The organism is Amycolatopsis suaedae, from assembly GCF_004214935.1.
In the GTDB taxonomy this organism is placed as follows: Bacteria; Actinomycetota; Actinomycetes; order Mycobacteriales; family Pseudonocardiaceae; genus Amycolatopsis; species Amycolatopsis suaedae.
Genome location: NZ_SFCC01000004.1, coordinates 277658 through 292028 on the forward strand (window position 1 = coordinate 277658; position 14371 = coordinate 292028).

Genomic DNA, 14371 nt, shown 5'->3' on the forward strand with positions numbered 1-14371 from the left:
GTCCTTAGTACTTGAGCAGGTTGGTGTCGTCGACCGAGGCCGAACGCCGGGTGCGGAAGATCGACATGATGATCGCCAGGCCGACCACGACCTCCGCGGCGGCGACCACCATCACGAAGAACGCCATCACCTGACCCTGCAGGCCGCCGTTGATCCGGGAGAACGTGACCAGCGAGAGGTTCACCGCGTTGAGCATCAGCTCGATGCACATGAACACCACGATGGCGTTGCGGCGCACCAGGACGCCGACCGTTCCGATGGAGAACAGCAGTGCCGACAGCAGCAGGTAGTAGGTAGGAGTCACTTCTCTTCCTCCCCAGCGGGCTTCTCGGAAGCCACCAGCGCGTGCGCGTCCGGCTTCGGTTCCTCACCGGCGACCCGCTTGCGCTCGGCGGCGAACCGGGTGGCCGCCGTGGACTCGATCAGCTCGGACAGCGACTCCTGCGCAACCGAGCCGTCGGGCAGCAGCGCCGGGGTGGCGACCGAGTTGGCCGTGGCGAACACGCCGGGGCCCGGCTTGGGCGAGGGCCGTTCGTACTCGCCGCGGAAGCGGGCCTCGACGAGCTCCTTCTGCGAACGCTTGCCGCCCTTGGAATGCCGGTCGGAGAAGGCCAGCACCATCGCGCCGAGCGCGGCGGTGATCAGCAGCGCCGAGGTCAGCTCGAACGGGAACAGGTAGTCGGTGAAGATCAGCTTGCCCAGACCGCCCGCGCTGCCGCCCGCCGGAGTGTTCGGGTCCAGCTGCGGTGCCGGGGTGACGTCGGTCAGCGCCCGGGTCAGCGCGCCGGCGAACAGGCCGGCCATGCCGAGTCCGAGCAGCGCGGCCGCGAGCCGCTGGCCACGCAGCACCTCGACCACCGAGTCGGAACTGTCCCTGCCGACCAGCATCAGCACGAACAGGAACAGCATCATGATCGCGCCGGTGTAGACGATGATCTGCGTGAAGCCGAGGAACGGCGCCTGCTGGACCATGTAGAGCACACCGAGCGAGAGCATGGTCATCACCAGCCACAGCGCCGAGTGCACGGCGTTGCGGGCGAAGATCATGCCGAGCGCACCGGCCACGGCGAGCGGGCCGAGCACCCAGAACGCGATCGTCTCGCCCGTGGAGACGGCTGCCTCCGCGGGTGCCTGCGCGAGAACGGCGCCGATCATTGCATTGCCTTCTCTTCCGACGTCTCGACGGTTTCCCCGGACGGGACACCGCGGCCGGCCGCCAGCTCGGGGCCGTTGACGTAGTAGTCCTGCTCGTTGTCACCGAGGCGCATCGGGTGCGGCGGCTGCTCCATCCCCGGCAGCAGCGGGGCGAGCAGGTCCTCCTTGGTGTAGATCAACCGCTGCCGGTCGTCGTCGGCCAGCTCGTAGAAGTTGATCATCGTCAGCGACCGGGTCGGGCAGGCCTCGACACACAACCCGCATCCGATGCAGCGCAGGTAGTTGATCTGGTAGTCCTTGCCGTACCGCTCACCGGGCGAGTACCGCTCCTCCTCGGTGTTGTCCCCGCCCTCGACGAAGATCGCGTCGGCCGGGCAGGCCCAGGCGCACAGCTCGCAGCCGACGCACTTCTCCAGCCCGTCCGGGTGCCGGTTGAGCTGGTGCCGCCCGTGGTAGCGGGGCGCCGCGGGGGCGCCTGCCTCCGGGTACTCCTCGGTGGCCACCTTCTTGAACATCATTCCGAAGGTGACGCCGAAGCCCTTGATGGGATCAAAGATCCCCATCGGAGCCCTCCCTTCCAGCCGGAGCCGAGGGTTGCAGTTGCTTCTTCGCCGCACGCTGCTTGGCCCGCAGGGCCTTCTGCCGCGGCGTGGTCTCCGGGACCTTGAGGTCCAGTGGCGGCAGCGGGTAGTCGCTGCCGGTGACCGGGACGGCGTCGGTGTCCGGCTCCTGCTTCGCCGGGATGGCGAAGGCGATGGCGACGATCAACGCCAGCCCGAGCAGGCCGATGATCACCATGGTGCCCGCCGAGACGTCCTCCGCCTGCCGCAGCGCGCGGACGGTCGAGATGACCACGATCCACAGCAGGTTCAGCGGGACCAGGACCTTCCAGCCCAGCCGCATGAACTGGTCGTAGCGGAACCGGGGCAGCGTGCCGCGCAGCCAGATGAAGAAGAACAGCAGCGCGAACACCTTGGCAAAGAACCACAGGACCGGGAACCAGCCCTGGTTCAGCACGTGGTCGGTACCGACGAACGGGAACAGCCAGCCGCCGAGGAACAACGTCGTGGCGAACGCCGAGACGATCACCATGTTCACGTACTCGGCGAGGAAGAACATGGCGAACTTCATCGAGCTGTACTCGGTGTGGAAGCCACCGACCAGCTCCGACTCGGCCTCGGGAAGGTCGAACGGGGCCCGGTTGGTCTCGCCGACCATCGAGATCACGTAGATGACGAAGCTCGGCAGCAGCGTGATGAAGTACCAGAGGTTGTTCGACTGCGCCTCGACGATCCCAGCCGTCGACATCGTCTGCGCGTAGAGAATGACGCCGACGATCGACAGGCCCATGGCGATCTCGTAGGAAATCACCTGCGCGGCCGAGCGAAGCCCGCCCAGCAGCGGGTACGGCGAGCCGGACGACCAGCCGGCCAGCACGATGCCGTAGACGCCGATCGACGAGCAGGCCAGCACCACCAGCACGCCGACCGGCAGGTCGACCAGCTGCAGCAGTGTCCGCTCACCGAAGATCGACACCTCGGGGCCGAACGGGATGGCCGACAGGCCGACCAGCGCGGGCACGGCCGCGATCACCGGCGCGAGGAAGTACACCTTGCGGTCGGCGGTGTCCGGGATGACCTGTTCCTTGAACGGCAGCTTGAGCGCGTCCGCGAGGGACTGCAGGTAACCGCCGGGGCCGACCCGGTTGGGGCCGGGCCGGTTCTGCATGCGGCCGACCGCCTTGCGCTCCCAGACGATCAGGAAGATCGTCAGGATCGGCCCGATCAGCAGGATCACGACCGCCTTGAGCGCGATCAGCCACAGCGGGTCGTCGGCCAGGATCTGCGCCCTGGTCAGCTGATCCGGTGCCTGCGCCAGCAACGTCGTCACCGGTCACCTCCGCGGATGTCCACGAGCGAGCCGTGCCCGGCGCCGAGCGTGGCCCGTACGGCTGAGCCGTCCGAATTGCCGGGCAGCCAGACCACCCCGTCGGGCAGGTCGGCGACCTCGACCGGCAGCGTGATCTCACCCCGGGCCGTGGCGACGGTGACCGTCTCCCTGCCCGCGGCGGTGGCTTCCGACAGCCGGGCCACCACCGGACGGCGGGTGCCTGCCAGGTGCGGCTCGTCGTCCTGCAGCGAGCCGTTGTCCAGCAGCTGCCGCCAGGTGGCCAGCAGCGCCTGGCCCTCGCCGGGCTGGGGCCGCTCGCCCGCGGCGACCGGGGTCAGCGTGGCCGGCTTCGTCTTGCCGGGCAGCTTCGCCAGGTCGGCGGCCGCGGCGGCGGGCGTCTGGGTGAACAGGTCGGCGTCCATCTCGACGGCCAGGGTGTCCAGCACCCGGCAGTCGGACAGGGCGCCGGTGCCCTCCAGGGTGATGTCGAACTTCCGGTGCCTGCCCTCCCAGTTGAGGTAGGAACCGGCCTTCTCGGCGTCCGGCGCGATCGGCAGCACCACGTCGGCGACCGCGGTCACCGCGCTTTCCCGCAGCTCCAGGCTGACCACGAACTTGACCCGCTCCAGCGCCTTCGCGGCCAGCGCCGGGTCGGGCAGGTCGTTCGGGTCGACCCCGCCGATCAGCAGGCCGTCCAGGTCGCTGGCGGCAGCGGCGGTGAGGATGCCGGTCAGGTCGCGGCCGGGCTGCTCGGGCAGCGAGTCGACGCCCCACACGGCGGCGGCCTCGGCCCGGTCGGCGGCGTCGGCGACCAGCCGGCCGCCGGGCAGCAGGGTCGGCAGCGCGCCGACCTCGACGGCACCGCGCTCGCCCGCCCGGCGCGGAATCCAGGCGATCCTGGCGCCGGTGCGCTCGGACAGCCGGTGCAGCGCGGAGAACAGGCCGGGGATCTCGGCGGCCCGCTCGCCGACCAGGACGACCGCGCCCTCGGCGGACAGCGCCTGGTCCAGGTCGGGTGCGTGCTCGGCGATGGCGTCGACGGCCGCCGTCTCCGCGCCGGGCGCGCAGGCCAGCAGCTCGCCGAACGTCTTGCGCACGGCCGGGGTGGTCCACTGCCCGATGTGGACGACCTTGGTCTTCTTGGTGCGGGCCGCCTTGCGCAGCCGCAGGAAGACGACCGGCGCCTCCTCCTCCGGCTCGAACGCCACGCAGAGCACGGTCGGCGCGTTCTCGATGGCGCTGAACGTGACCCCGTTCTCCGGCGTGGTGCCGACGACGTGCGCGGTCAGGAAATCGAGTTCCTCGGCGGAGTGGGCCCGCGCGCGGTAGTCGATGTCGTTGGTACGCAACGCGATCCGCGCGAACTTGGAGTACGCGTGGGCGTCCTCGACGGTCAGCCTGCCGCCGGGCAGGACCGCCACTCCCCTGCCGTCGCGGGCCTTGGCCAGGCCTTCGGCGGCCACCCGCAGCGCCTCGGTCCAGGACGCGTCCACCAGCTCACCGGTGCGGGCGTCGCGGATCTTCGGGCGGCGGATGCGGTCGGCGGCGGTGGCGTAGCGGAACGCGAACCGGCCGCGGTCGCAGATCCACTCCTCGTTGACCTCGGGGTCGTCACCGGCGAGCTTGCGCATCACCTTGCCGCGGCGGAAGTCGGTGCGCTCCGCGCAGCCGGACGAGCAGTGCTCGCAGACGCTCGGCGTGGACACCAGGTCGAACGGCCGGGACCGGAACCGGTACGCCGCGCTGGTCAGCGCGCCGACCGGGCAGATCTGGATGGTGTTGCCGGAGAAGTAGCTCTGGAACGGCTGGCCGCTGGTGTTACGGGAGGCCATGTCCAGCACGTCGGCGGTCTCCGCGGTGCCGATCTGCTGGTGCGCGCCGCGTTCCAGCAGTTCGATGAACGGGTCGCCGGCGATCTGCGCGGAGAACCGGGTGCACCGCTGACAGAGCACGCAGCGCTCCCGGTCCAGCAGCACCTGGCTGGAGATCGGCAGCGGCTTGGGGAACGTGCGCTTGGTGTCGCGGAAGCGGGAGTCGGCCCGGCCGTGTGCCAGCGCCTGGTTCTGCAACGGGCACTCGCCGCCCTTGTCGCAGATCGGGCAGTCCAGCGGGTGGTTGATGAGCAGCAGCTCCATTACGCCCTGCTGGGCCTTGTCGGCGACCGGCGAGGTGAGCTGGGTCTTGACCACCATGCCGTCGGCGACGGTCATCGTGCAGGAGGCCTGCGGCTTCGGCATCGGCCGGCCGCCCATCTCCACCTCGACCAGGCACTGGCGGCAGGCGCCCGCCGGGTCGAGCAGCGGGTGGTCGCAGAACCGGGGGATCACCGTGCCGAGCCGCTCGGCGGTGCGGATCAGCAGCTCCCCCTTGGGCGCGATGACCTCCTCGCCGTCGATGACCAGCTTGACGTGGCCTTCGGGCACCGGCGTCTCGTCGGTCTTCGGTTCTTCGGGTGCCATCGTCATGATGCGGCTCCAGCGAGGGCGGGCTGTTCGGCCCTGTTCTTGTCACACAACGCCAGGAACTCGTCCCGGAAGTACTTGATGCCGCTGGTGATCGGGCTGACCGCGCCGTCACCGAGTGCGCAGAACGAGCGGCCGAGGATGTTGTCGCAGACGTCGAGCAGGGTGTCGATGTCCTCCTCGGTACCCCTGCCGTCGACCATGCGCTCCAGCACCTGGGCCAGCCAGTAGGTGCCCTCCCGGCAGGGAGTGCACTTGCCGCAGGACTCGTGCTCGTAGAACTGCGTCCACTTCATCACGGCCCACGGCACCGACACGGTCTCGTTGAACACCATCACCGCGGTCGTGCCCAGCATCGAGCCGGCCTCGGCGGCGCCCTCGAAGTCCAGCGGGGTGTCCAGGTGCTCGGCGGTGAACATCGGGGTCGACGAACCGCCGGGCGTCCAGAACTTCAGCGGGATGCCGTCCTTCATGCCGCCCGCCATGTCCAGCAGCTGGCGCAGGGTCGTCCCGAGTGGACACTCGTACTGGCCGGGGTTCTCGACGTGGCCGGAGATCGAGTAGATCTTCGGGCCGGGCGACTTCTCCGAGCCCATCTCGCGGAACCAGTCGGCACCGGCGTTGACGATGTAGGGGACGCTGGCGATGGTCTCGACGTTGTTCACCGTGGTCGGCGCGGCGTAGAGACCGGCGGCGGCGGGGAACGGCGGCTTGAGCCGCGGCTGGCCGCGGCGGCCCTCCAGCGAGTCGAGCAGCGCGGTCTCCTCGCCGCAGATGTAGGCGCCGGCGCCCGCGTGCACCGTGATGTCCAGGTCGAAGCCGGACCCGAGGATGTCCTTGCCGAGGTAACCGGCCTGGTAGGCCTCCCGCACCGCGGCGTTGAGCCTGCGGATGCAGTGCAGGGCCTCGCCGCGGACGTAGATGAAGCAGTGGTGCGACCGCATGGCGTACGAGGCGATGATGCAGCCCTCGATCAGCGAGTGCGGGTCGGCCATCATCAGCGGGATGTCCTTGCAGGTACCCGGTTCGCCCTCGTCGGCGTTGATCACCAGGTAGTGCGGCTTGTCCTCGTTTTGCGGCATGAACGACCACTTGACGCCGGCCGGGAAGCCCGCGCCACCGCGGCCCCGCAGGCCGGATGCCTTGACCAGGTTCACCAGCTGCTCGGGCGTTCCGGCCAGCGCCTTGCGGACGGCCGTGTAGCCCTCCAGCTGCTCGTAGGTCGAGAGCCGCCAGGACTCGGGCGACAGCCAGCGCTTGGTGAGAACCGGGGTAATCGGATCTGCGGTCACTTCTGCACCTCCGGCAGCGGCACGTCCTTCATCACCGGCGCGCTCCAGCCGCGCTCCTGCGCGAGCTGCGCGCCGCGCAGCGTCTCGACGGCCTGCGACGGCCCGTCGACCTCGGCGCGGTAGGTGGCCTCGTCCTCCGGGAAGAACCCGGCGAGCTGCAGCTCGGCGCCCTTGAAGTCGCTCAGCGGGGCACCCCGCGTCGGCGCGGGCTTCTCCCCGCGCCGCAACGCGTCGACCAGCTCGACCGCGCTGTCGGTCGTCTGGTTGTCGTAGTACTCGTAGTTGACCTGCAGCACCGGCGCGAGGTCGCAGGCCGCCAGGCACTCGGCGTGCTCCAGCGTGATCGAGCCGGGGGTGCCCGGCTCACCGGCGGTCTCCTCGTGCCCGAGCGGCGTACCGTCGGCGCCGAGGTGGTCCTGCAGCCGCTTGTAGATGGCGTCCCCGCCGACGGCGGCACACAGCGTGTTGGTGCACACGCTGACCAGGTGCTCGCCACACGGCTTGCGCTTGTACATCGTGTAGAACGTGGCGACCGCGCTGACCTCGGCGTCGGACAGGTCCAGCTGCCTGGCGCAGAAGGCGATGCCCTCCTGGCTGACGTAACCCTGCACCGACTGCACCAGGTGCAGCATCGGCAGCAGTGCCGAGCGGCTGAACGGGTACCGGGCGATGATCTCCTGTGCCTTCGCCTCGATGTCCGCGCCGAACGGGTTCTCCAGCACCGCGGTGTCCAGAATGGACTCCGACCCGGGCGGGGCGACGGCCTTGACGTCGACGTCCGCGCCCGCCGCGGCGTGGGTCTGCTCGGCCGGGTGGATGCCCGGCTCGGGGGTCTGGGTCGGTTCGGTCATCGGTCCACTCCCCCCATGACGGGGTCGATCGAGGCGACGGCGGCGATCACGTCGGCGACCAGGCCGCCCTCGGACATCGCGGGCATCGACTGCAGGTTCACGAAGCTCGGTTCCCTGACGTGCACACGCATCGGCCGGGTGCCGCCGTCGGAGACGAGGTGGTAGCCCAACTCGCCGCGGGGCGACTCGACGGGCACGTACACCTGGCCCGGCGGGACGTGGAAGCCCTCGGTGACCAGCTTGAAGTGGTGGATCAGCGACTCCATCGACTGACCCATGATCTTGCGGACGTGCTCCAGCGAGTTGCCCATGCCGTCGCTGGAGATCGACAGCTGCGCGGGCCAGGCGATCTTCTTGTCCTCGACCATCACCGGGCCGGGTTCGAGCTTCTTCAGCACCTGCTTGATGATCCGCAGGCTCTGGTGCATCTCCTCGACGCGGATCAGGTAGCGGGCCCAGCAGTCCGCCTCGGTGGAGGTCGGGATGTCGAAGGTGAACTCGTCGTAGGCCGAGTACGGCTCGGTCTTGCGCAGGTCCCACGGCAGACCGGCCGAGCGCAGCACCGGGCCGGTGACGCCGAGCGCGAGGCAGGCGTCCACCGGCAGGTAGCCGACGCCCTTGAGGCGGTTGCGCCAGATCGGCTGGCCGGTGAAGAGCTTGTCGTAGAGCGGGAGCCGCTCCTCCATCACCTTGACGAAGGCCGAGACGACCTCGTCGTAGTCGTCGGGCAGGTCCTGCGCGACACCGCCGGGCCGGATGAACGCGTGGTTCATCCGCAGGCCGGTGAGGTGCTCCAGCAGGTGCAGGACTTCCTCGCGCTCGCGGAAGCCGAGCGTCATCGCGGTGGTGGCGCCCAGCTCCATGCCGCCGGTGGCGATGTAGACCAGGTGCGAGCCGATGCGGTTGATCTCCAGCAGCAGCACCCGGATCAGCTGCGCCCGCCGGGGCGCCTCGATACCCAGCAGCTTCTCCACCGCGAGGCAGTAGCCCATCTCGTTGGACAGCGGCGCCAGGTAGTCCATGCGCGTCACGAACGTGACGCCCTGGGTCCAGGTGCGGTACTCGCAGTTCTTCTCGATACCGGTGTGCAGGTAGCCGATGACCGAGCGGAGCTGGGTGACGGTCTCACCCTCCATCTCCAGCACCAGCCGCAGCACGCCGTGCGTCGACGGGTGCTGCGGGCCCATGTTGATGACCATGCGGTCGTCGTGCTGGGCGTCGGCGAGCACGTCGTCCCAGTCCCCGCCGGACACGGTGTAGACCGGGCCCTCGGTGGTCTGCCTTGACTCCGCGTATTCGGTGCTCACGAGTACGACCTCCGCTGATCGGGCGGCGGGATCTCCGCCCCCTTGTACTCCACCGGGATCCCGCCGAGCGGGTAGTCCTTGCGCTGGGGGTGGCCGTCCCAGTCGTCCGGCATCAGGATCCGGGTCAGCGCCGGGTGACCGTCGTAGATGATGCCGAACATGTCGTAGGCCTCCCGCTCCTGCCAGTCGGCGGTCGGGTAGATCTCCACCAGCGACGGCACGTGCGGGTCGTCGATGTCCAGCGCCACCTCGAGGCGGATCCGCCTGCGGAACGTCATCGACGTCAGGTGGTAGACCGAGTGCAGCCGCTGCGGCACGTCCGGGCCGTAGTCCACACCGGACACCGAGCTGCACAGCTCGAACCGCAGGCCGCCGTCGTTGCGCAGCGTGCGGCAGATCTCCAGCAGGTGCGCGCGGTCGACGTAGAAGGTGATCTCGCCGCGGTCGACGGTCACCTGCTGGATGGCCTCGGCGGGGATGCCGTTGTCCGCCAGCGCGGCGTAGAACTCGTCGGCGAACGCGTCGAACCAGCCGCCGTAGGGCCGTTCCGCGGGAGCGGGGGTGTAGGCGGGCAGCCGCAGACCGCCGTAGCCGGAGGTGTCACCGGTGCCGCTGACACCGAACATGCCCTTGCGCTCGCGGCCGGCGACGACCGGCTCGGCGGGGCGGGCACCCCGCGGCTCCAGTCCGGTGTCGGGTCGCTGCGCGCTGGACTGCTCGCCGCCGGTTACAGGCTTTTCTTCAGGCACTCTCGATCACTTCTTCGCGTACTTGATCGACGACGGGATGATCTCGGTGCGAGCGCCGCTGGCCGCGCGGATGGCGGCGCGGCGGGCGTTGATCGGCTCGTCCTGGATCTTGGCGTGCAGCTTGAGGATCGCGTCGAGCAGCATCTCCGGCCGCGGCGGGCAGCCGGGCAGGTACATGTCCACCGGGACGATGTGGTCGACGCCCTGCACGACGGCGTAGTTGTTGAACATCCCGCCGGAGGAGGCGCAGACACCCATCGCCAGCACCCAGCGCGGCTCGGCCATCTGGTCGTAGATCTGCCGCAGCACCGGCGCCATCTTCTGGGTCACCCGGCCTGCGACGATCATCAGGTCCGCCTGGCGCGGCGTGGCGCTGAAGCGCTCCATGCCGAACCGCGCGATGTCGTAGCGGGAACCGCCGACGGTCATCATCTCGATGGCGCAGCAGGCCAGGCCGAACGTGGCGGGCCACAGCGAGTTCTTACGGGCCCAGTTGACCAGGCCTTCGAGGCTGGCCAGCAGGATTCCGTTGGGGAGTTTCTCTTCCAGACCCATGATCTAGTTCCAATCCAGCCCGCCGCGGCGCCACACGTAGGCGTACGCGAAGCCGACGGTGGCGATGAACAGGACGATCTCCACCACGCCGAACAGGCCGAGGGCGTTCGCCGACACCGCGAACGGGTAGAGGAACACCATCTCGATGTCGAACAGGATGAACAGCATCGCCGTGACGTAGTAGGCCACCGGCATGCGGCCGGCGCCGACGATCGGCTGCGGGGAGGGCTCGATCCCGCACTCGTACGCCGACAGCTTCGCCTTGTTGTACCGGCTCGGCCCGACCAGTGGGCCGAGCAGCACCGAGAACACCGCGAACGCGATGGCCAGCACGAACAGGATGACCAGAGGGAGGTACATGTCCAGGGTGGGGCCGGAGACCTCCGGGCCCTGGGCCAACATCAGCACGGGTTTGCCTTCCCTTCCGCGCCGCTGCGAGTCGAACGTTGTTCCGCCGGGTTTGTTGCTTCGGGCGAACCCTAAGCGACTCGGATCACACCGCCGAGTGTTAGGGCAGCCTTACCGCCAGTGGTCACCCGCTTGTGAAAACATTCACAAGGGTGCCGTCGACGTTGTGAAGCCGTTCACAAACCATGGGGGGAGTGTAGGACGCGAGTCACACACTTGTCTGCATGGCCCGTGGTATAAGGGTGCCCTAACTTCTGGCCGCCGAGCTGGCGATGTCCGGTTCGTAAGCGCAGGTCTGACGGGGTGGGCGACTTTCACGGGTCCGGTGACAAAGTCTGTCCGTTGTGAGCGTTGTCACCGTGTCTTCTGCCCTTGCTTCGCTGCGGGCGCGGTCAGGCCCTTCAGTCGGCGTCTTCCCTCCTCGCCGTCGCTCGCGGAGCGAGCTTTGGGCTCGTCAGTCCAGACGCCGACGGCCCGACCGGGTGCCGTCCCCGACTCTGGCGCGAAGCACATGAAGGCCACCTTCACCACGTGAGACGTAATGAAGGTGGCCTTCACGTGCTTTGGGCGGAACTAGCGCGGCGAGGGGGTGGCGCGGGCGGCCGCGGCGATGAGGCGGTCGACCAGGTCGCCGCCCTTCGCGTCGTAGCAGCCGGACAGGCCCTTGTAGACCAGCGGCAGGATGCGGTTGATCCGCAGCCCGTACTTCGTCGCCGCCCGCATGACCGCGGGCTTCCCGATCAGCTTGGCGAACACGTTGCCCAGCCGGTAGTAGCCGCCCATCAGGTCGGCGACGGCCAGCGGGTAGCCGTGCAGTGCCTTCTCCCGCGACGGTCCCTCCGGCCGGGCCAGCGCCTGCACGACGAACTCGGCCGCCAGCTGCGCGGACTCCATCGCCGCCGAGATGCCCTCGCCGTTGAACGGGCTGACCATGCCACCCGCGTCGCCGAGCAGCAGCAGGCCGTCGCGGTAGTGCGGGGTGCGGTTGAACCCCATCGGCAACCCGGCGCCGCCGACCTTGCCGACCGCGTTCTCCTCGCGGTAGCCCCACTCCTCCGGCGTGCCGTCCAGCCACTGCCGCAGCAGCGCGCGGTAGTCGGTGCTGCGGAACGCCTTCGACGTCGACAGCATGCCCAGGCCGACGTTCACCGTCCCGTCGCCGAGCGGGAACGCCCAGCCGTAGCCGGGCAGCAGCTTCGGCCGCCGCGGGTCGCTGCGGTCCCACAGCTCCAGGTGGCCCTCGATGAACGGGTCGTCGTGACGCGGGCTGCGGTAGTAGCGGCGCACGGCGACGCCCATCGGCCGCTTCTCGTGCTTGTCGATGCCCACCGACAGGGCCAGCCGCGCGGACACGCCGTCGCAGGCCAGCACCAGCGGCGCGCGGTAGCTGACCGGGCGCTTGTCCTCGCCGGTCTTGGCGTTGACGCCGATCACCCTGCCGGTGCGCTCGTCGGTGATCGCCCCGGTGACGGTGGTGCGCTCCAGCAGCCTGGCCCCGGCCTTCACGGCGGTCTTGGCCAGCAGGTCGTCGAAGTCCTGGCGGGTACGGGCCACGCCGAACGGCGGATAGCTGGACAGCTCGGGCCAGTCCAGTTCGAGGGTCAGCTCCCCGGTGAGGATCCGCAGGCCACGGCTGTGCACCCAGCCGGCCTCGGGGCTGACGTCGATCCCCAGGTCGATCAGCTGTTTCACCCCGCGCGGCGTGAGGCCGTCGCCGCAGACCTTCTCGCGCGGGAACACGGTCTTCTCCAGCAGCAGCACGTCGACCCCGGCACGGGCGAGGTAGGTCGCCACCGTCGAGCCGGCCGGTCCCGCACCGACGACGATGACCTCGGCGTCCTGGCTGGAAGTAGTCATGCGTCCGAGTCTACGGAGGGCTTACGGGCCCGGTGGATGGCGACGACCCCGAATGTGAGGTTCAACCACTCCACGTTCTCCCAGCCGGCCGACGCGATGATCTCCCCCAGTTCCCGCTGCGCGGGCCAGGTCAGCATCGACTCGGCCAGGTAGCTGTAGGCCTCCGGATTCGACGACGAACGCCTCCCCGCCCAGGTCAGCAGCCGCAGGATGATCTTGCGGTAGACGAACCGGATCGGCGGGAACGTGGGCGTCGACACCTCGCAGATCACCAGCCGGCCACCCGGCCGCACCACCCTGGCGATCTCCACCAGCGCGGCCTTGGTGTCGACGAAGTTGCGCAGGCCGAGCGAGATCGTCGCCGCGTCGAAGCTGTCGTCGGCGAACGGCAGGTTCAGCGCGTCCGCGGCCACCATCGGCACGTTGCGGTGCTTACCGGCACGCAGCATGCCGAGCGAGAAGTCCGCGGCGAGGCACCAGGCGCCACCCCTGGCGTACTCCTTGGTGGACACGCCGGTGCCGGCCGCGAGGTCGAGCACCTTCTCCCCGCGCCGCGCGTCCAGCACTCTGCCGGTGGTGATCCGCCAGCGCCGGTCGAACCCGAAGGTCATCACCGAGTTCGCGCGGTCGTACCCCGAGGCGACGCCGTCGAACATGGCGGCGACCTCGTGCGGATCCTTGTCCAAACTCGCTCGCGACATGAAGTCACATTACGTCGGGCGGGCTGAGAGTGACTGCTCAGCCCGCCAGGACGTGCAGCATCGCGGCGACCGACTCGGGCCAGGCGAACTCCTCCGCCCTGGCCCGCGCGGCCGCGCGGCGGGCGGGTTCCGGGCTGTCCAGCAGGCCGGTCACGGCCCCGGCGAACGCGGGTGCCGTGTCCGCGACGGCCGCGCCACAGGCGGGCCGGACGATCTCGGCCAGCGCCGAGGACGCCGACACGACGACCGGCGTGCCCGACGCCAGCGACTCCAGCGCGGCGAGCCCGAACGTCTCGTGTGGACCGGGTGCGAGCGACACGTCGGCACTGGCCAGCAGCCGGGCGACCGCGACGCGGTCGGAGACGAAGCCGAGGAAGGTGACCGGCAGGCCGCGGGCCCGGCGTTCCAGTGCCCGCCTGCGGGGACCGTCGCCCGCGATCACCAGCCGGGCGTCCACACCGGACTCCGCCAGCTCGGCGACGGTGTCCACGCTGCGTTCCACGTGTTTCTCCGGTGACAGGCGTCCACAGTGGACCAGCAGGGCGTCGGCACCGGCGGCCAGCTCCTGCCGCGTGTCCGCGTCACGCAGGGCCGGGGTGAACTCGCCCAGGTCGACCCCGAGCGGCACGCGCCGGACGTTGGGTGCGCCGATGCGGTCGAACTCGGCGCCCGCGAACCCCGTCGTGCAGACGACCGTGTCGTAGCTGGCGGCCATCCGCCGGTTGGCGGCGTCGGCGACGCGGCGCGCCAGCGGCCCGGGCAGCAGGAACTGTTCCAGCAGCCGGTCCAGCCGCTCGTGCGAGATGACCACGCTGGGGATGCCGTTGCGCCGGGCCCAGGAACCCATCCCGCGCAGGGTGAGCCGGTCGGAGACCTCCAGCCGGTCCGGCGCCAGCCTGCGCAGCAGGAACCGCACGCGGTGCGGGTCGACCGCGCGGTAACCGCCGGTGCCGGGGATCTCCGGGGCAGGCAGGCTGATTCGCCGCACGCCGGTGGGCAGTTCTTCCTCCGCGTGGCGTCGCCCGGGGACGACGAGCGTGACCCGGTGCCCGCACGCGACGTACCCGGCGCCGAGGTGGTTCAGCGCCGTGCGCAGGCCGCCGGAGCGGGGGCCGTAGAAGTTGGCGAGCTGGACGATGTGCAC

14 protein-coding genes are annotated in these 14371 nt (G+C 69.9%); all 14 read right to left on the bottom strand.

All coding sequences use genetic code 11. The features are described 5' to 3' along the window. Window positions 1-4: 4 nt before the first annotated feature. The gene (gene nuoK / locus EWH70_RS09770; protein WP_130474972.1) at window positions 5-304 is read right to left on the bottom strand and encodes an NADH-quinone oxidoreductase subunit NuoK; all 300 of its coding nucleotides are present in this window, start codon (window positions 302-304) and stop codon (window positions 5-7) included. After that, window positions 301-1155, bottom strand: a complete 855-nt coding sequence (locus EWH70_RS09775) for an NADH-quinone oxidoreductase subunit J (RefSeq protein ID WP_130474973.1) — start codon at window positions 1153-1155, stop codon at window positions 301-303. The genes nuoK and EWH70_RS09775 overlap by 4 nt, the downstream gene beginning before the upstream one ends. After that, window positions 1152-1718, bottom strand: a complete 567-nt coding sequence (gene nuoI / locus EWH70_RS09780; RefSeq protein ID WP_130474974.1) for an NADH-quinone oxidoreductase subunit NuoI — start codon at window positions 1716-1718, stop codon at window positions 1152-1154. The genes EWH70_RS09775 and nuoI overlap by 4 nt, the downstream gene beginning before the upstream one ends. Continuing rightward, window positions 1705-3045: an NADH-quinone oxidoreductase subunit NuoH gene (gene nuoH / locus EWH70_RS09785; RefSeq protein ID WP_130474975.1), complete on the bottom strand. Its 1341-nt coding sequence runs from the start codon at window positions 3043-3045 to the stop codon at window positions 1705-1707. Before nuoH ends, nuoI begins: the two co-directional genes overlap by 14 nt. Next, on the bottom strand, window positions 3042-5510 hold the full coding sequence (locus EWH70_RS09790) for an NADH-quinone oxidoreductase subunit G (RefSeq protein ID WP_130474976.1): 2469 nt from the start codon (window positions 5508-5510) through the stop codon (window positions 3042-3044). The genes nuoH and EWH70_RS09790 overlap by 4 nt, the downstream gene beginning before the upstream one ends. Continuing rightward, entirely contained in the window at window positions 5507-6799 is a 1293-nt protein-coding gene (nuoF, locus tag EWH70_RS09795) for an NADH-quinone oxidoreductase subunit NuoF (RefSeq protein WP_130474977.1), read from the bottom strand. The genes EWH70_RS09790 and nuoF overlap by 4 nt, the downstream gene beginning before the upstream one ends. Beyond that, complete coding sequence (nuoE, locus tag EWH70_RS09800) at window positions 6796-7650, bottom strand: NADH-quinone oxidoreductase subunit NuoE (RefSeq protein ID WP_130474978.1); 855 nt, start codon at window positions 7648-7650, stop codon at window positions 6796-6798. Before nuoE ends, nuoF begins: the two co-directional genes overlap by 4 nt. After that, complete coding sequence (locus EWH70_RS09805) at window positions 7647-8957, bottom strand: NADH-quinone oxidoreductase subunit D (protein ID WP_130474979.1); 1311 nt, start codon at window positions 8955-8957, stop codon at window positions 7647-7649. The genes nuoE and EWH70_RS09805 overlap by 4 nt, the downstream gene beginning before the upstream one ends. After that, the gene (locus EWH70_RS09810; protein ID WP_130474980.1) at window positions 8954-9706 is read right to left on the bottom strand and encodes an NADH-quinone oxidoreductase subunit C; all 753 of its coding nucleotides are present in this window, start codon (window positions 9704-9706) and stop codon (window positions 8954-8956) included. The genes EWH70_RS09805 and EWH70_RS09810 overlap by 4 nt, the downstream gene beginning before the upstream one ends. A 6-nt stretch (window positions 9707-9712) precedes the next feature. Further along, window positions 9713-10261, bottom strand: coding sequence for a NuoB/complex I 20 kDa subunit family protein (locus EWH70_RS09815; protein WP_130474981.1), 549 nt, complete (start codon window positions 10259-10261; stop codon window positions 9713-9715). Window positions 10262-10264: 3 nt separating this feature from the next. Further along, window positions 10265-10663, bottom strand: coding sequence for an NADH-quinone oxidoreductase subunit A (locus tag EWH70_RS09820; protein ID WP_130474982.1), 399 nt, complete (start codon window positions 10661-10663; stop codon window positions 10265-10267). A gap of 579 nt (window positions 10664-11242) precedes the next feature. After that, on the bottom strand, window positions 11243-12526 hold the full coding sequence (locus EWH70_RS09825; RefSeq protein WP_130474983.1) for a geranylgeranyl reductase family protein: 1284 nt from the start codon (window positions 12524-12526) through the stop codon (window positions 11243-11245). Beyond that, entirely contained in the window at window positions 12523-13227 is a 705-nt protein-coding gene (locus EWH70_RS09830) for a demethylmenaquinone methyltransferase (protein WP_130474984.1), read from the bottom strand. The genes EWH70_RS09825 and EWH70_RS09830 overlap by 4 nt, the downstream gene beginning before the upstream one ends. 37 nt (window positions 13228-13264) lie before the next feature. Then, window positions 13265-14371, bottom strand: a complete 1107-nt coding sequence (locus EWH70_RS09835; protein ID WP_130474985.1) for a glycosyltransferase — start codon at window positions 14369-14371, stop codon at window positions 13265-13267.